We start from the raw sequence: 15,421 nt of genomic DNA on the forward strand, positions 1-15,421 counted from the left end.
GGTGGCGCGTGCACTCTCAGAAGTCGAGGCCAGAACAATGACAATCGTGAAAAACGCCTGCAAATCCACCCTGCTGATGCTTGGCCTGTGCGCTGCCGGCGCTGCCAGCGCCCATGGCAACGTCACCCCAACGGCCGTCAATACCGAAGGGCTGGAGCCGCTTGGCAGCGAATGGCGCGCCGAAAACCCGTATCGCGACAGCAAGGATCACGACAAGGCGGTGTCCATTGGTGCATCGGCGTATAACCAGAACTGCGCGGCATGCCACGGCCTGGAGGCCAAGTCGGGCGGGATTGCCCCGGACCTGCGCATGCTCGATGAAGGCGCGGCGGGAGATGAATGGTTTGTCGAGCGCGTACGCAATGGCGCGGTGCGCGATGGGCGGGTGTATATGCCCAAGATGGCCGATTTTCTCAGCCAGGAGGCATTGTGGGCAGTGCGTACCTACCTGGACAGTGTGCATGTGACGGAATGATTGCGGCAGGGCCGGCCTCATCGCGGGACAAGCCCGCTCCCCCAGCGTGTAGGCGCGGGCCGGCCCCGCAATGAGGCCGGTAGGTGTTGCGCCTACAACGGATAGTTCTTCAGTTCCCGCGCAATCAGCATCCGTTGAATCTCGCTCGACCCTTCATAAATCTGGGTAATCCGCGCATCCCGGTAATAGCGCTCCACCGGGTAGTCCTCCAGGTAGCCATAGCCACCATGCACCTGAATCGCCATCGAACACACCCGTTCAGCCATCTCCGAGGCGAACAGCTTGGCCTGCGAGGCCTCCGACAAGCACGGCTTGCCGGCACTGCGCAGACGCGCTGCGTGCAGGATCAACAGGCGCGTGGCATTGATCTGCACCTGCATGTCCGCCAAGAGGTTGGCGATGCTCTGGTGCTCATTGATCGGCTTGCCGAACTGGATGCGATCACGCGAGTAGACCAGCGCTGCTTCAAATGCGGCGCGGGCAATACCCAATGCTTGCGCAGCGATGCCGATGCGCCCGCCTTCCAGGTTGGACAGGGCAATCGCCAGCCCCTTACCGCGCTCACCGAGCAGGTTGGCGGCGGGAATGCGGCAGTTGTCCAACGTCACCGCACAGGTATCGGAGGCGCGAATGCCCATCTTGTGCTCGCTGCGATCAACCTTGAAGCCAGGGTTGTCGGTGGGCACCAGGAAGGCTGACAGGCCCTTCTTGCCAAGCTCCGGGTCCGTCACAGCGAACACAATCGCCAAGCCGGCGCGACGGGCATTGCTGACAAACTGCTTGGCGCCGTTGATCACCCACTGGCCATCCACCAGCTCGGCGCGGGTGCGCAGGTTGTGCGCCTCGGAACCGGCCTGGGGTTCGGTCAGGCAGAAGCAACCAATGACTTCGCCACTGGCCAGGCGTGGCAGCCAGGCCTGTTGCTGTTCAGGCGTGCCGTAGGCGAGCAGCGGCCCGCAGCCGACCGAGTTGTGGATGCTCATCAAGGCGCCCGTGGCGCCGTCACCGGCGGCAATCTCTTCAACCGCCAGGGCGTAGGCGACGTAATCGGTGTAGCTGCCGCCGAAGTCTTCCGGAACGACCATGCCCAGCAGGCCCAACTCGCCCATCTTGCGCACCACGCCATCATCGATCCAGGCGGCCTTTTCCCAGGCCTGGGCATACGGGGCGATCTCGCCACGGGCAAAGTCCCGGGCCATATCGCGGATCATGATTTGCTCTTCGCTCAGTTCCAGGTCTTGCATCTGCTTACTCCCAGCCTTACAGGCCTTCGAAGAATTGGTCGACTCGGGCCTGTTGCAACTGCTTGAGGCTCGGTGGGTTCCAGCGGGGCTGCTTGTCTTTGTCGATGATCAGCGCGCGCACACCTTCGATGAGGTCGCCGTATTCGAACCACTGGCGGTCCAGGTGCAGCTCCATGGCAAAGCAGTCCTCCAGCCCCAGATGGCGACCACGGCGCAACATCTGCAGGGTAACCGCCATTGCCAGCGGCGAGCGGCTTTCCAGCTGGTCGGCGGTGGCCAGTGCCCATTGATGGCTGTCGCCAATGGTCACGGCACGCAGTTGCTCGATGATGCTGGCCAGGTCGGGCTGGGCGAAGAAGTGATCGATCACTGGGCGCAGCCTGGCCAGCGGCGCGTCGTCGAGGACCTGGGTGCCAAGCTTGGCCAGCAGGCCCTGGAGGTCTTTTAACGGATGCTCGCCGAAGCTGATGCGCTCCAGTGCTTGATCCAGGGCCGATAGCTTGTCGCTGGCCAGGTACCAGTCGGCCAGACCGCAATACAAGGCATCGGCCGCCTGGATCTGCACGCCACTGACGCCCAGGTAAGTGCCCAGCTCGCCGGGAATGCGCGACAGGAAATAGCTGCCGCCGACATCCGGGAAGTAACCGATGGCAGTCTCCGGCATGCCTAAACGGCTGCGCTCGGTGACCACCCGCAGGTCGGCGCCCTGGGCCAGGCCCATGCCACCGCCCAAGGTGTAGCCGTCCATCAGCACCAGTATCGGCTTGCGGTAGCGGTGGATGCACTGGTCGAGGGCGTACTCCTCGACGAAGAACTGCTCATGCAGCGTGCTACCGGCCTTGAAGCTGTCATACAGCGAGCGGATATCGCCGCCGGCGCAAAAGCCCTTGGGGCCTTCGCCACGCAGGACAATGGCCTGCACCTGGCTGTCATCGGCCCAGGCGTCCAAGTGCTGCTGCAGGCTGCGCACCATATCCAGGGTCAGGGCATTGAGGCCGGCGGGGCGGTTGAGGGTGAGGTGGCCAATCTGATTGCGGACTTCGGCCAAGACATGATCCGTTGCCGAAATGTGAGCATGCGCGGTCATCGCGTTCTCCCTGCTTTGTTATTGATTTTCCAAGTGAAGTCTGGAGTGCGCTGGAGGATCAGGGGATCCTGTCATGCGAATTTGCCTTGCACAATCGACAAATATGCAGGGCGTGCCTGCATTTTTGCCTTAAAGGCGCGCCTTCCGGACCGGGTCTTGCCACTTTAGCCGTGTGACACGGGTGGACAAGGGATTAGTTCGCTGTGCCGCCATCCACTCGCGCCCGGCCAAGGCACTGGCCAATCGCTGCCAAGGCAGCGTAGGGCAGGGCGCACGCGCTTTCGATAATCGGCCCGACACCCGTCCCTACCGATTGCGGAGCGCGCCATGCACAACAATAACAATGCCCAACGCCGTATCCTGCCGCTGCTTGGCGGCCTTGCCAGCCTGGCCCTGAGCCCAATGGCCAGCGCCGAGATCATGCTCTATGACAAGGACCAGACCACCTTTTCCACCGACGGCTACATCAACGCCTTCTACGTCAACAGCGATATCGACCGGGCTGGCGAGCAGTACGACCGGCGCCAATCGCGGGTAAAAATGGGCTTTTTGCCCAACACCCTAGGCTTCAACATGACCCGCCAGATCGACGATCTCAAGCTCGGCGGGCGCTCCTCGTTCTGGGTCACCATCAACGACAGCGAGACCAACGGCACCGACACTGCCATCGATGTGCGCCAGTTCTACGGCACCGTGGCCAACCCTGAATGGGGCGAAGTGCTGATCGGCAAGGATTTTGGCCTGTTCGCCCGTTCCAACATCCTCCTCGATGAACTGCTCGCCGGTTACGGTCAGGTCAGCGATACCCTGGGCCTGGTGGACGGCGGCGGGGTATCGTTCGGCAACATCGGCAGCGGTTACCCGTACCCGTTCCCGACCTCACAGATCACCTACCGCAGCCCGCAAATGGACGGCCTGCGCATCGCCGTGGGCATCATGGACCCGGTCGATACCAACGATGACAGCGCGGTGGGCAAGGCCTACCAGGAAAACCCGCGCACCGAGAGCGAGATTACCTACCAGTTCGACCTGGCCGGCGCGCAGATCTACAGCTGGCTCAACGGCAGCTACCAGACCTCCGACAACACCGACAGCACGGTCGAGTCGGTGACCTCCAAGGGCGTGGGCTATGGCGTGCAGGCCAAAATGGGGGCGTTTTCCCTGACCGGTTCTGGCTTTACCGCCAAAGGCATCAACCCGTTTTTCACCAACAATGCCGGCGAGGCGACCCTGCGCGAGGTCGACAGCAAGGGCTACCTGCTGCAGGGCTCGTATCGCTTGGGCAAGAACCGCCTGGCGCTGTCGTATGGCAAGACCAAGGATGATGGCAATGGCGCGGTCAATACCGGGGCCGATTATCAAACCCGCGGCATTGCCCTGTTTCACGACATCAATGACAACCTCAAATTGGTCGCCGAGTACAACCAGTTCGAGATCGAAGGCCATGAAGGGGATGCGCAGAACGAAGAGACTGACACCTTCGCGGTGGGCGCAGTGCTGACCTGGTAGCGCGCAAGGCTTGCGCACCAAATAAGCGCCTGGTGCTTATTTAATGCCACCGGTCAGGCCGCTTCGGAAATAAAGCGAATCCGCGCTTATCGCCGTACTCCCACACTATGTACGGCGCAGCGCTGTGCATTTTCCCAAGCCTCATGAGGTTCATGACCATGGCTAACAAAGAAAGTGGCAAGTCGGGCAGTCAGGGCGGCACCAAGAACCCTGGCAATTTCGCCAATGACCGGCAGAAAGCCTCCGAGGCTGGCCGTAAAGGCGGCCAGCAATCGGGCACCACTACCGACCGCAGCGAGTCGGGCCGCAAAGGTGGCCGCTCGTAAATGAAGCACGCAGTGCCGTTTGCGCGGCACTGCGTTTTTTATTCGCAGGAGGACAGCCCATGCGCCTGGTATCTACCGTTTGCCTGTTGAGCAGCCTTGCACTGCTTGGCGGTTGCTTTGACCGAGACACCGATCATCCGGCCGAAGACGCCGACCAAAGCAAGCCTTCCCTGCAAATGCAAAAACCCGATCAACCTGCACCGCAGCCAACCCCCGGCCCTGAGCCGATCCCCCAAGACAGCAAACGTCCGTAGTTGGGCAAGGAGTCAGGCATGACGGTGATGACCCGCAAGACTGACCTGCTGGTACCGGCCCAGAGCAGCAGCCTACAGCAGCGCTACCACGCCTTGCTGCAAGGCGGCAACGGCGCGCAGTGGCTTGCCGAGCAGTTGCAACGGGCCGCGCAAATGCCTGATGACCTGCCTGATGATCCGCAGCAACTGGCGCAGTGGAGCGCACACGCTGCCACCCGGGTTGCGCGTGACTACGCCGCCTATCTACAACAGCGCCGCCAGGGCGAACCCCGGCGGTATTTCGCCAACCGGGCCCAGGCGCTGTGGTACTTGCAGCAAGTCGCACCGACCAAGGCGGTCGATGGGGCCTGGTTGCACGGCACCTTGCACCAGTGGCGCGACCCACGCTACCACGGCCTGATCCGCACTTATCTGGAAGAGCTGGGCGACGGCGATTCGCGCTGTAACCATGTGTTGATCTACCAGCGCCTGCTCAGTCGCCTGGGTTGCCTTGAGTCGATTGCGCTGGACGACGCCCGCTATCTACAAGGCGCCGTGCAATTGGCCTTAGGGCAGAACACTGAGCAGTTCCTGGCTGAAGTGATCGGCTACAACCTGGGCTACGAGCAACCGCCGCTGCACCTGTTGATCACCACCTACGAGCTGGCTGAACTGGGTATCGACGGGCACTACTTCCAGCTCCACGTCACCATCGACAATGCCGCCAGCGGCCATGCCCAGCGCTCGATCCAGGCCCTGCTGCAACTGTGTCCGCAATCCGACGCGCAGGCGTTCTACCAACGCGTGCGAGGCGGTTATCGCTTGAATGACCTGGGCGTTCCGGCCGCCGAGCTGATAGCCCGTTTTGACCTGCAAGGCGAGCTGTTCGCAGCGCTGGAGCGCAAGCGTGGGTTTGGCCAGTTCATGCACTCTGACCACTGCAAGCTGCAAGGCCGTACGGTCAACCAATGGCTGGCAGGCTCAGAGGCGATCGCCGAGTTCGTCCAAGCCATGCAAGCGCAAGGCTGGATAAAGCGCAATCAAGCGCCGGATCAGAGCCGCTTCTGGGGTTTGATCGAAGGCCCTTCGGCCGCCATGTTCGGGGTGTTCAGCGCCTACGAGAAGCAGCTTTGGTACGACTGGATTGCCGGTGACTGGCAAGGGCCCAAACCGCGCCGGCTGATACCCGGTAGCTGGGAGGCTGAATCATCCGTGCAACCCTCGGCGGCCGACCCGGCACTTGAGCCTATTGACGTGCTGATCGAGCGGATGGCTGGCAACCGTCACGCATTGCCAGAAGGCCTGCTGGCGACCCAGGCGTATATCCGCGCCACTGGGCTTACCCAAGAGGGCGCGCACTGATGCAACTGTCCCAGGGGCAAATTCACGCCGACCAAGCCCTGCTGGAGCTGGGCCAACGCTTGCGCGCCGATGGCTACCGCTTTACCTGCGTCACGCCCGCCACCCATGCGCGCAACAACGCTCGCCCCGGCGCCGAGCAGGCGCACAATGTGCGCGATGTGTTTGGCTGGAGCCGACCGTTTCTCCCCTCGCTGGTGTCTGCCGATGAACTGGCACTGCTGCACAGTGCGCAGGTTGTCGAGCAGCAGGCTGAGCTGCTGCGCAGCAAGGTCCGCTGGTCGAACCTGGATGAGCTGCTGCTGGTGCACTCGGCCTATCCTACCGAGGCCAGTGACTCGGTGTTTTTCGGCCCGGACAGCTACCGCTTCGCCCAGGTCATTGGCGATCATCTGCAACGTAGCCCCGAGCCGGTCCAGCACGCCGTCGACATCGGCTGCGGCGCGGGTATTGGTGCGCTGTTGATCGCCCAGGCCGCGCCCCATGCGCAAGTCAGCGCGGTCGACATCAACCCACTGGCGCTGCGCTACACCGCGATCAATGCCGCGTTGGCCGGGCTCAGCAACGTGTCGGTCGAGCCGAGCGACCTGCTCCAGGGGCTGACGGGAAGCTTCGACCTGATCGTCGCCAACCCGCCGTACATGCTCGATACCCAGCAGCGACAGTATCGCCATGGTGGCGCTGCGCTCGGCGCTGAGCTGTCGATGCGGATCATCGAGCAAGCCTGCCAGCGCCTGAGCCTTGGCGGGACCTTGCTGCTGTACACCGGCGTTGCCATCGTCGAAGGTCGCGATGCCCTCCTGCAAGCTGCCCGCCAACGCCTGGCGGGGCCGCGCTGGAGTTGGCTGTATCAAGAGCTGGATCCGGATGTGTTTGGCGAGCAACTGCTTGAGCCTGGCTATGCGCAGGTCGAGCGCATCGCCGCGGTTGCCTTGCGCGTTACCCGCATTGGCTGACGGGCCATGTACCGGCCATGTACCTTTGGCATCGAGGAAGAATACCTGTTGGTGGACCTCGCCAGCGGTCGTGTGCTGGCCTCACCCTCGCCAGCGATAGCCCGGCGTTGCCGAGAAGTCGCCGGCAGCTACTTTGCCGAAGAAATGTTTTGCAGCCAGATCGAAATTGCCTCACCGGTGTTCGCCAACCTGCACCAGGCACGAAGCTTTTTCGTTGAATACCGGCAACGGCTGAACCAAGCACTGGCCGAGGAGGGCGCTGGCCTCTACTGCGCTGCCAGCCACCCCAGCGCCCATTGGCGGCGACAACGACCTCGGACCTCTATGCACTTCCGGCAGTTGTTCGACGACTATCAGCAGGTGGCCAAGCGCAGTCTGTTATCTGGCCTGCACGTGCATGTCGGCGTGCCGCCCGGCTGCGATCGCATGCAGTTGATCAACCGCGTGCTGTATTGGCTGCCGTTGCTGCTGGCCATGAGCACCTCTTCGCCGTTGTGGAGCGGGCAGAACACCGGCTACATGAGTTATCGGCGGGTGATCTGTGGCGAGTGGCCGCACATGGGGCTGCCCGAGCCCTTGGCCGACTGGGCCGCCTACCAGCGCTATCGCGCCTTGCACCAGCGCACCGGCGCCCTGGCCAAGGACGGCGCGTTCTGGTGGGCGATACGGCCCTCGCAGCGCTATCCCACGGTCGAGCTGCGCATTTGCGATGCCTGCCCGCAGCTGGAGGACGCGCTGGCCATCGCTGCTGTATTTCGTCATCTGGTCGAGCAGTGCGCCCTGGCGCATTACAGCCCCTTGCCACTCAGCCGTGAACAGCACTGGATTACCCAGGAAAACTACTGGCGCGCGCTGCGCTACGGCCGCCACGGCCAGTTCCTCGGCGTTCATCAGCAACAGCCGGTCACCGCCCAAGCCTGGCTGGCGCAATTGCGCAGCCAGCACCCACCGGATACCGCAGATGCCGAGCGAGCCTTCATCCATGGTCTGAACATCCTTGAGCACGGCACCAGCGCCGATCGCCAGCTCAGCTGCCTGGCAGAGGCGCGCGGTGCCGGGCTGGACAGCGCCAAGGCATTGCATCAGGTGGTCGCTCAGGTACTGGCCGAGGGCCGCAGCAGCGCCAGCGGCGCAAAACCGCTGCCATAGGGCAATACGAGTAAACCTTCGCGCCAGCGCGCAGTCAGTGCAAGTAAGAGCCCGCGAAAGCGCGGGTCAAGGAGGTGGCTGATGAAACTCCTCTGCCTACTGCGTGGCTGCCAGTGGCGCACCACACTCAGTGGTGAAATTGCTGGCCTACAGTGCCAATGCTGCGAGCGTTGCGGCGCCTTGCGCTACTGCCAGTCTGGCCAAACCTGCCAACCCTAGGAGCTGACCGACCATGGCCCGGGCAATCTGGAAAGGCGCGATCAGCTTCGGCCTCGTGCACATCCCTGTCACCCTCAACACCGCCGTGCGTACCGAGCGGGTCGATTTCGACTGGCTGGACAAGCGCAGCATGGATCCGGTCGGCTACAAACGGGTGAACAAGGCCACCGGCAAGGAAATCGACAAGGACAACATCGTCAAGGGCGTGCAGTACGAGAAAGGCCGCTACGTGATCATCAGCGAAGAAGAAATCCGCAATGCCCGGCCGGAAGCGACCCAGACCATCGATATCTTTTCATTCGTCGAGGCCAGTGACATTCCCTTGCAGCACTTCGATACCCCCTACTACCTGAGCCCGGACCGGCGTGGCGGCAAGGTCTATGCCTTGCTGCGCGAAACCTTGGACAGCACCGGCAAGGTGGCCCTGGCCACGGTGGTCTTGCACACCCGGCAACACTTGGCGCTGCTGCGGCCGCTTGAGGATGCGCTGGTGATGATCACCTTGCGCTGGCCCGAGGAAGTGCGCGGCATCGATACCCTGGAGCTGGACAAGAGCGTGACCGACAGCAAGCTCGACAAGCGTGAGCTGGACATGGCCAAGCGGCTGGTGCAGGACATGAGCGGGCCGTGGAACCCCGACGAATATCACGATGCCTTCCGCCAGACCATCATGGACCTGGTCGAAGAAAAGGCCAGCAAGGGCAAGATCAGCGTGGTGGAGAAAGCCGAAGGCGAGGGCGCTTCGAAAGGCGCCGATATCATCGACTTGACCGAGCTGCTCAAACGCAGCCTGGGTGGCAAGGGGGCGCCTGCGCCGAAGAAGAAGGCTGCTGCAACCAAAGAAACTGACAAGAAGCCGGCCAAGCGCACGCGTAAGGCTTCTTGAGTTGTATTGGCCTCATCGCGGGGCAAGCCCGCTCCCACGCAGAATGCGACCCACCTCGATGCGTGGGAGCGGGCTTGCCCCGCGATGAGGCCAGCACAGCCCCTCAAACACTCACGCTTTCCAACCCCGCCAGATAATCCCCAAACCCTTCGCGGGCACGGCTGTCCCGCCGGCTACTGGTCGCGACACTGTGCTTGGCCGTCCAGACGATCTGCGCCCCCTGCGCCTCCAACGCACGTACCAGATGCACATCTTCATGTGCCGGCAACGGCGCGAACCCGCCCACTTTTTCATACGCCTTGGCGCACACGCCCAGGTTCGCCCCGTGGATATGCCGATGCCCTTCACGCGCTTCATAGCGGCTGCGATACAGCTCGCGTAACGCCGCCTTTTGCCAGGGCTGCCAACGCTCGATGTGCACGGTGCCGCACACAGCATCCGCAGCGCACGCCAGCTGCCACAGCAACCAATGACTGGGCACGCGGCTGTCGGCGTCAGTACAGGCCAACCACGAGGCGCCGCGCTCAAGCATTAGCGCCGCCCCGGCACGCCGGGCAAGGCCGACGTTACCCGCATCGACGGCGAGCGTGGCGACCCCGTGGCGATCCGCAACGCCAGCACTGCCGTCGCTGCAGCGATCGAGCACGACCAACACCTCGACCCGATGGCCTGCCTGCTCGGCCAGCAGAGCGGCGGCCTTGACCGATTTCAGGCATCGCCCCAGACGCCGGGCTTCGTTATGCGCGGGGATGATCACTGCAATCATTCGCACCTCTCATCCAGATCGACCACGCTGGGCTGGCACGACCAGTATTCGAGCAGAAAATCGGCCTCTTCATGGCGAAGCACGGGGTACAGCGGTAAATGCTTGGCCAGCAGGTCATGCACGTGGCGACCATCTTGCGGGCAACCGGCAATCGGATGGCGCCAATGGCAGGCCAGCAGGCCGCCGTCGTAGTCGAGGCTGGCGACCGACTGCTCGATGACTTGCAGCCAATCGGTCGGATCCAGGTAATAACCCACTTCACTCAACACGATCAGGTCAAAGCGTTGCCCTGGCCAGTCTGCGGGCAAGTGGCCTTGTTCGACGCGGGCATGATCCACCCCGGCCAGTCGCTCACGGGCAAGGTTCACTGCGGTGGGGTCAAGGTCCTGGCACAGCAAGCTGGCACAGCGATCGGCCAGCAATACGCTGAGTTCGCCATTGGCGCAGGCCGGCTCGAACACTCGCTCGTAGCATTGGCGTGGCAGGCTGGCCATGACCAGGTCGCGCTTGCGCCGCTCGTACCAGCGGGTGCGAAAGGCCCAGGGGTCATCATTACCGGCATACAACTGGGCGAAGTACTGCGCATCGAGGCTCATAGGAATACCAATTCGAAAGGTTGCAGTAGGCAATCGAGCAAACGTTGGGGCAGCACCGCTGGCGTGTCGCCGTCAGGCTGCAACTGGCTGGCATGGGCGGCGAGCGCCTGACGCTTACGGGCCACAAGGGCCTCACCCAACTGGATACGATGCGCTCGTGGCCAGGGCAGGCGCGGGTCGTCTGGGGTCGCCCAGTGCCAGGCCCATACCGGCACCTCAGCCAGCTGCGCCTTGCGCGCCAGCGCCGCTTGAGCGGCAGCACGGCCAACCGCCTCGTGATCGCAATGGCCATCGTTGCGCCAAGTGGTCAGGAGCAGGTCGTCGGGCTTGAGCAGCTGGTTCAGGTGATTGACCAGAAACGCCTCGTCGCGGGGCAGGGCGCCGTCTTTGAGGTTCAGCCGCCGCCAGTCCAGGGTATTGAGGTCCAGTTCCAGTTGTTGCAAGGCATGGCGACTCTCCAGTGGGCGCTGGCGGCGCAGGCGATGCTCGGTCCATTGTGTCGAATGTGGGTGACTGCCTTCGCCATCGGTGACCGAGATCAGCACCAGCTCCTGTTCACGGCCCTTGAAGCTGGCCAGCAAACCGCCAGCCATGAGGATTTCATCGTCCGGGTGCGGCGCCACCAGCACCAGGCGGCGGCCTGGCGGACATAGCTGCTGGGGGGCGATCCAACTGGCCCGGGCCAGGTGCGCAGAGTGTTGCCAGTCGGCCCACGGGGTGCCAGTGCTGGACTGGATCAGGTTTTCGCTCATAGTTGCCAGGCTCCTGTTGGCAGCTGCGCCAGCTGTACGCCAAGGGCAGCCAGATCGCGTTCGGCATGGCTTTGCCGCAGATAGACCGGCAGGTCGGCGCTGAGCCTGGCGAAGTGACTGTTGCGGCAGAACGGGGTGGCGCCAAGGGCGCGGCCGACGTGCTGGATCACGCAGTCCACCGCCTGCTCGACTTGGGCGCGGGTGCGGCGTACCTGCAAACTGGCGTCCGCCATCGGCTGCTGGTCGATCCAGCCGGCACATTCGCGCAGGGCGGCGCTGGCACCCAGGAGCGCCGCATCTACAGCGCCAAGGTGGGCAGCGGCGTGCGGCTCGGGGCTCGGCTTTGCGCAATGCGCACGCAAATACCCAGCGAGCGCCTGCGCCGCGCCATACCAGCACGCGGCGATCCCTGCGCCGCCGTGCCAGAACCCAGGGCGGGCCAGGTACTGACCCGGTTGGCCCACCGCGGTGCCAAGCGAGTCGTCGAAGAGGATATCGGCGCTGGCAGTGCTGGCCATGCCCACCGCCTGCCAATGATCCGCCGCAAGAGTGAGACTGGGATCGGACAAATCGATGGCCACCAGTTGCGGCTGCTGATTCTGGTCCCAGGCCGTGATCAACGCGCGGTCGATCTGCAAGGCACCCGAACACCAGGCCTTGCGCCCGCGCAGACGCAGCTGGTCGCCGGCACGGTCGACGATCTCTACCCGAGCATCGGGCGGCTCAGCGGCGTACACCCCCCAGATGCCATCATCTGCCAGTTCCGGTGCACCGCATTCGGCCAGAATCGCCAGGGCGTCGGTGTGCCCTTCGTAGAGCTTGGCCAGTGCCAGGTCGCAGCCAGCGACTTGCGCCAGGATCTGCCAACGTTGCAGGGTCTGGCCTTGACCTGGCAACGGCAGCACATCCAGATGATCGGCCTGCAGCGCGCGCATCAGCTGCGCCAGCTGATCCTCGATCAGCAGCGGCTGCTTGCGCTCGGCGAATGCCTGTAGCAGGCCTTCCAGGCGCGGTGGGGCAAGATGTGAAAAGGTATTCATGTCTGCGACTCCATGCTCATGTTCTTCTTCCAGCCGCGCAGGTTCATGGCTGCCAGGCAGAACTGCAGCACGATCAGCGCCCAGGCCTGGATCTGCCAGCCCCACAGCACCCACAACACGTTGCTGGTGATAAAGCAGCAAAAACCCAGTCGCCGCCGCCCGGGCTGGCGCGAGCCAATGCACCAGGCGGCCAGTACGGTCAGGAGCATGGCGGGCCATTGCAGCATGTCGATCCAGCGTTCCATTACGTCAACCCCAGCTGCTTGCGCATCCGCGCGGTAATCATCTGGCGGGTTTTGCCTAACTGCGCCCAGGGGTCATCGACCTCGGCCAGACGCTCGCGAATAGTGCTGATAGTCCATTGATTGGCGGCCTTGAGCTGGGTCAGCTCTTCGCGCCAGATCGGCACCGAGACCGGTAGCCCTTCGCGCGCGCGCAGCGAATAGGCGCACGCGGTGGTGGCGCCTTTGCCGTTGCGCAGGTAGTCGATGAAGATCCGTCCGACGCGGTTTTTCGGCCCGGACACCGCACTGAGCCGATCCGGAAACAGCTTGGCCAGGTAGTCGACGATGGCGTGACTGAAGTCCTTGACCTGGTCCCAGCTGTCGCGCCGGCTCAGCGGTATGACCAGGTGCATGCCCTTGCCGCCGCTGGTCTTGAGGAACACCTTCAAACCCAGCTCATCGAGCAGGGTCAGGGTCAACTGGGTCGCCTCGACCATCGATTTCCACGGCAGCGCAGGGTCTGGGTCGAGGTCCAGGACGAACCGATCGGGCTTGTCGAAATCCTTGTCGGTGGCGTTCCAGGTGTGCAGTTCGAGCATGTTCATCTGCACCGCGCCCAGTAACGAGTCAGGCCGATTGAGGACCATCGCCGCCTGGCCCGCCTCGGCTTTTTCGTAACTGAGCACGCCTGGGATGTGCAGCTGGCCGGCATTTTTTTGAAAGAACAGCTCGCCGCTTAGCCCCTCAGGGGCGCGGACCAGCGCCACGGGGCGGTTTTTCAGCTGGGGCATGAGCCACTTGGCGACGTCAGCGTAGTACTCGGCGATCTCGCGTTTGGTCACACCCGTGGAGGCGTCGATGACCCGCTCGGGGTGGGTCAGGTGCAGGTCGCTCAAAAGCGTGTTCTCCTTGTGCTTGGCGGCTTTGTTCGCCGGGCGTTCCAGGTCGATCGACTGCGCCGGCTTGTCGTCGCGAAGGCCATGAAACACCGCATGGCGCACCACGCCGTCGCGGGTCATCTGGGCATAGGCGACCTCGGCCAGCAGCGTCGGCTTGAGCCAATGCACGCCACGCGCCTCGGCGCCTGTGGGTGGCTTGGCCAAGGCGGATTTGCCGACCTCAAGGGGCTTGAGCCGGGCATGAATACTGGCCAGGGTGGTGGCGGTGAACCCGGTGCCGACCTTGCCGGCATAGCGCAGCGCGCCGCTGTCGCTGTCATGCAGCGCCAGCAGCAAGGCGCCGAAGCCACTGCGGCTGCCCTTGGGATCGGTGTAGCCGACGATGACGAATTCCTGGCGCTGTTGGCACTTGAGCTTGATCCAGTCATTGCTGCGGCGGCTGACGTAGGGGCTGTCCAGGCGCTTGCCAATCAGCCCTTCAAGCCCCAGGCGGCAAGCACTGTCGAGCAACGACTGCACCGGCTCATCGAAATCGGCGGAAAAATTGAGCACATCGCTGCGATCTTTCTTCAACAGCTTGGCAAGCTGCTCACGACGCGCCTGCAGCGGCGCCTGGCGCAGGTCCTGGCCATCGAAGAACGGCAGGTCGAACAGGTAGTAGCTGATCTGCTCGTCGCGCTCGGTGTCGAAGGCGTTCTGCAACGCTTGAAAATCAGCCACGCCGTTGTCGCCAGTGACCACCATTTCGCCGTCGAGCCAGGCGGACTTGAGCTTGAGCTTGCGCAGCGCCTGCACCTGATGCGGCATCTTCGCGCTCCAGTCATGGCCGTTGCGGGTGAACAGGCGCACGTCCTCGCCATCGATGCGGGCCAGAATCCGGTAGCCGTCGAATTTTACCTCATAGTGCCAATCGCCACTGGGTGGGGAGTCGACCAGGGTCGCCAGTTGCGGCTGCAAATGATCAGGCAACGCTGTCTTGGCTGTAGAGCTGGCGCGCTTGCGGCTGGCCGCGGGGCGCTTGGCCGGTTGGTCGGCGACCTTGGCGCGCCGGGACACCAGCGTGCGATCACTGAGCACGCTATCAGGTTGCGCCTCGACGATGCTGTATTCGGCTTCGCTACGCGCCTCGTCATCATGCGACTTGACCAGCATCCACTGCTCTTTCTTGCCTGCCAGATGAGTGCGAAACAGGTTCCACACCCCGGAGAGCTTTTCTCCTTGCAAGCGAAAACGCAGCTTGCCCTTGGCGTAGCTGGCATGCGGATCGCCTTCGGGCTCCCAGATGCCGCGGTCCCAGACGATCACATCGCCCGCCCCGTAGTGCCCCTCGGGGATATTGCCCTCGAAATCGGCGTAATCGAGCGGGTGGTCTTCGACGTGCACGGCCAGGCGCCGGACCTTCGGATCGAGTGACGGCCCCTTGGGAATGGCCCAGCTTTTCAGCGTGCCATCGAGCTCCAGGCGAAAGTCATAGTGTAGATGGCTGGCATCGTGCTTCTGGATGCAGTACTGCAAGGCATGCACCTGCTTGCCGCGCTGGCGCTTGCCAGCAGGCTCAGGGGTAGCGCTGAAGTCGCGCTTGCGTTGGTACTCCTGCAAGGGTTTGGCCATGGCCGGCTCCGGGACGATTCGCGGGTCTCTAGAGGTGGGAGAGGCCGGCGCCAGACAGAGTTCAATCTGTTGGCAGGCGCCACCTGGCAG

General features: G+C 63.4%; 17 protein-coding genes. 9 read left to right on the forward strand and 8 right to left on the reverse strand.

All coding sequences use genetic code 11. From position 1 onward, the window contains the following. Nucleotides 1-76: 76 nt before the first annotated feature. Entirely contained in the window at nt 77-475 is a 399-nt protein-coding gene (gene pedF / locus ACF8K2_RS19410) for a cytochrome c-550 PedF (RefSeq protein WP_372353281.1), read from the forward strand. A gap of 92 nt (nt 476-567) precedes the next feature. Here the strand turns inward: pedF and ACF8K2_RS19415 are convergent, their stop codons facing one another. Further along, a complete protein-coding gene (locus ACF8K2_RS19415; RefSeq protein WP_392467053.1) occupies nt 568-1,719 on the reverse strand; it encodes an acyl-CoA dehydrogenase family protein in 1,152 nt (383 codons plus the stop codon). 16 nt (nt 1,720-1,735) lie between these two features. Next, nucleotides 1,736-2,806 (reverse strand): enoyl-CoA hydratase/isomerase family protein, encoded by a 1,071-nt coding sequence (locus tag ACF8K2_RS19420; protein ID WP_392467055.1) that lies wholly within the window; start codon nt 2,804-2,806, stop codon nt 1,736-1,738. A 327-nt stretch (nt 2,807-3,133) separates the two neighbouring features. Here ACF8K2_RS19420 and ACF8K2_RS19425 point away from each other — a divergent pair, with 327 nt between their 5' ends. The 8 genes from ACF8K2_RS19425 to ACF8K2_RS19460 all read left to right on the forward strand — a co-directional run bounded on the left by ACF8K2_RS19425 (nt 3,134) and on the right by ACF8K2_RS19460 (nt 9,443). Continuing rightward, nucleotides 3,134-4,315: a porin gene (locus ACF8K2_RS19425; RefSeq protein WP_392467057.1), complete on the forward strand. Its 1,182-nt coding sequence runs from the start codon at nt 3,134-3,136 to the stop codon at nt 4,313-4,315. Nucleotides 4,316-4,473: 158 nt separating this feature from the next. Beyond that, the gene (locus ACF8K2_RS19430) at nt 4,474-4,641 is read left to right on the forward strand and encodes a general stress protein (protein WP_186554448.1); all 168 of its coding nucleotides are present in this window, start codon (nt 4,474-4,476) and stop codon (nt 4,639-4,641) included. A gap of 59 nt (nt 4,642-4,700) precedes the next feature. Further along, nucleotides 4,701-4,895: a hypothetical protein gene (locus ACF8K2_RS19435; RefSeq protein ID WP_186554449.1), complete on the forward strand. Its 195-nt coding sequence runs from the start codon at nt 4,701-4,703 to the stop codon at nt 4,893-4,895. Nucleotides 4,896-4,913: 18 nt separating this feature from the next. After that, complete coding sequence (locus ACF8K2_RS19440) at nt 4,914-6,236, forward strand: iron-containing redox enzyme family protein (protein WP_392467059.1); 1,323 nt, start codon at nt 4,914-4,916, stop codon at nt 6,234-6,236. Further along, nucleotides 6,236-7,189 carry a methyltransferase gene (locus tag ACF8K2_RS19445; RefSeq protein ID WP_392467061.1) on the forward strand — a complete coding sequence of 318 codons (954 nt, stop codon included), beginning with the start codon at nt 6,236-6,238 and terminating at the stop codon, nt 7,187-7,189. The genes ACF8K2_RS19440 and ACF8K2_RS19445 overlap by 1 nt, the downstream gene beginning before the upstream one ends. A gap of 6 nt (nt 7,190-7,195) precedes the next feature. Next, nucleotides 7,196-8,338, forward strand: coding sequence for a carboxylate-amine ligase (locus tag ACF8K2_RS19450; protein WP_392467063.1), 1,143 nt, complete (start codon nt 7,196-7,198; stop codon nt 8,336-8,338). 81 nt (nt 8,339-8,419) lie between these two features. Beyond that, nucleotides 8,420-8,557, forward strand: a complete 138-nt coding sequence (locus ACF8K2_RS19455) for a PSPA7_2676 family Cys-rich small protein (protein WP_186554453.1) — start codon at nt 8,420-8,422, stop codon at nt 8,555-8,557. A 13-nt stretch (nt 8,558-8,570) separates the two neighbouring features. Further along, nucleotides 8,571-9,443, forward strand: coding sequence for a Ku protein (locus ACF8K2_RS19460; protein WP_392467066.1), 873 nt, complete (start codon nt 8,571-8,573; stop codon nt 9,441-9,443). 103 nt (nt 9,444-9,546) lie between these two features. Here ACF8K2_RS19460 and ACF8K2_RS19465 read toward each other — a convergent pair whose 3' ends face one another. From ACF8K2_RS19465 to ligD, 6 genes are read right to left on the reverse strand one after another with little or no spacing between them, the layout of a single operon-like run. After that, entirely contained in the window at nt 9,547-10,209 is a 663-nt protein-coding gene (locus tag ACF8K2_RS19465) for a glycosyltransferase (RefSeq protein WP_392467067.1), read from the reverse strand. After that, nucleotides 10,206-10,805, reverse strand: a complete 600-nt coding sequence (locus tag ACF8K2_RS19470; RefSeq protein WP_186554456.1) for a bifunctional 2-polyprenyl-6-hydroxyphenol methylase/3-demethylubiquinol 3-O-methyltransferase UbiG — start codon at nt 10,803-10,805, stop codon at nt 10,206-10,208. Before ACF8K2_RS19470 ends, ACF8K2_RS19465 begins: the two co-directional genes overlap by 4 nt. Continuing rightward, on the reverse strand, nt 10,802-11,557 hold the full coding sequence (locus ACF8K2_RS19475) for a PIG-L deacetylase family protein (RefSeq protein WP_392467070.1): 756 nt from the start codon (nt 11,555-11,557) through the stop codon (nt 10,802-10,804). Before ACF8K2_RS19475 ends, ACF8K2_RS19470 begins: the two co-directional genes overlap by 4 nt. Continuing rightward, a complete protein-coding gene (locus ACF8K2_RS19480) occupies nt 11,554-12,597 on the reverse strand; it encodes an acyl-CoA dehydrogenase (RefSeq protein ID WP_186554458.1) in 1,044 nt (347 codons plus the stop codon). Before ACF8K2_RS19480 ends, ACF8K2_RS19475 begins: the two co-directional genes overlap by 4 nt. Then, nucleotides 12,594-12,842 (reverse strand): hypothetical protein, encoded by a 249-nt coding sequence (locus tag ACF8K2_RS19485; RefSeq protein ID WP_186554459.1) that lies wholly within the window; start codon nt 12,840-12,842, stop codon nt 12,594-12,596. The genes ACF8K2_RS19480 and ACF8K2_RS19485 overlap by 4 nt, the downstream gene beginning before the upstream one ends. Continuing rightward, entirely contained in the window at nt 12,842-15,331 is a 2,490-nt protein-coding gene (gene ligD, locus ACF8K2_RS19490; protein WP_392467072.1) for a DNA ligase D, read from the reverse strand. Before ligD ends, ACF8K2_RS19485 begins: the two co-directional genes overlap by 1 nt. Nucleotides 15,332-15,421: the final 90 nt, after the last annotated feature.

Source organism: Pseudomonas sp. xss_2 (assembly GCF_043104195.1).
Lineage (GTDB): Bacteria > Pseudomonadota > Gammaproteobacteria > Pseudomonadales > Pseudomonadaceae > Aquipseudomonas > Aquipseudomonas urmiensis.

What these genes read in the sequence shown, in the direction of transcription:
- ACF8K2_RS19480 (WP_186554458.1), bottom strand. Translation starts at nt 12,597, where the DNA reads ATGAATACCTTTTCACATCTTGCCCCACCGCGCCTGGAAGGCCTGCTA.
- ACF8K2_RS19460 (WP_392467066.1), top strand. Translation starts at nt 8,571, where the DNA reads ATGGCCCGGGCAATCTGGAAAGGCGCGATCAGCTTCGGCCTCGTGCAC.
- pedF (WP_372353281.1), top strand. Translation starts at nt 77, where the DNA reads ATGCTTGGCCTGTGCGCTGCCGGCGCTGCCAGCGCCCATGGCAACGTC.
- ACF8K2_RS19425 (WP_392467057.1), top strand. Translation starts at nt 3,134, where the DNA reads ATGCACAACAATAACAATGCCCAACGCCGTATCCTGCCGCTGCTTGGC.
- ligD (WP_392467072.1), bottom strand. Translation starts at nt 15,331, where the DNA reads ATGGCCAAACCCTTGCAGGAGTACCAACGCAAGCGCGACTTCAGCGCT.
- ACF8K2_RS19470 (WP_186554456.1), bottom strand. Translation starts at nt 10,805, where the DNA reads ATGAGCCTCGATGCGCAGTACTTCGCCCAGTTGTATGCCGGTAATGAT.
- ACF8K2_RS19420 (WP_392467055.1), bottom strand. Translation starts at nt 2,806, where the DNA reads ATGACCGCGCATGCTCACATTTCGGCAACGGATCATGTCTTGGCCGAA.
- ACF8K2_RS19430 (WP_186554448.1), top strand. Translation starts at nt 4,474, where the DNA reads ATGGCTAACAAAGAAAGTGGCAAGTCGGGCAGTCAGGGCGGCACCAAG.
- ACF8K2_RS19435 (WP_186554449.1), top strand. Translation starts at nt 4,701, where the DNA reads ATGCGCCTGGTATCTACCGTTTGCCTGTTGAGCAGCCTTGCACTGCTT.
- ACF8K2_RS19465 (WP_392467067.1), bottom strand. Translation starts at nt 10,209, where the DNA reads ATGATTGCAGTGATCATCCCCGCGCATAACGAAGCCCGGCGTCTGGGG.
- ACF8K2_RS19450 (WP_392467063.1), top strand. Translation starts at nt 7,196, where the DNA reads ATGTACCGGCCATGTACCTTTGGCATCGAGGAAGAATACCTGTTGGTG.
- ACF8K2_RS19445 (WP_392467061.1), top strand. Translation starts at nt 6,236, where the DNA reads ATGCAACTGTCCCAGGGGCAAATTCACGCCGACCAAGCCCTGCTGGAG.
- ACF8K2_RS19415 (WP_392467053.1), bottom strand. Translation starts at nt 1,719, where the DNA reads ATGCAAGACCTGGAACTGAGCGAAGAGCAAATCATGATCCGCGATATG.
- ACF8K2_RS19455 (WP_186554453.1), top strand. Translation starts at nt 8,420, where the DNA reads ATGAAACTCCTCTGCCTACTGCGTGGCTGCCAGTGGCGCACCACACTC.
- ACF8K2_RS19475 (WP_392467070.1), bottom strand. Translation starts at nt 11,557, where the DNA reads ATGAGCGAAAACCTGATCCAGTCCAGCACTGGCACCCCGTGGGCCGAC.
- ACF8K2_RS19485 (WP_186554459.1), bottom strand. Translation starts at nt 12,842, where the DNA reads ATGGAACGCTGGATCGACATGCTGCAATGGCCCGCCATGCTCCTGACC.
- ACF8K2_RS19440 (WP_392467059.1), top strand. Translation starts at nt 4,914, where the DNA reads ATGACGGTGATGACCCGCAAGACTGACCTGCTGGTACCGGCCCAGAGC.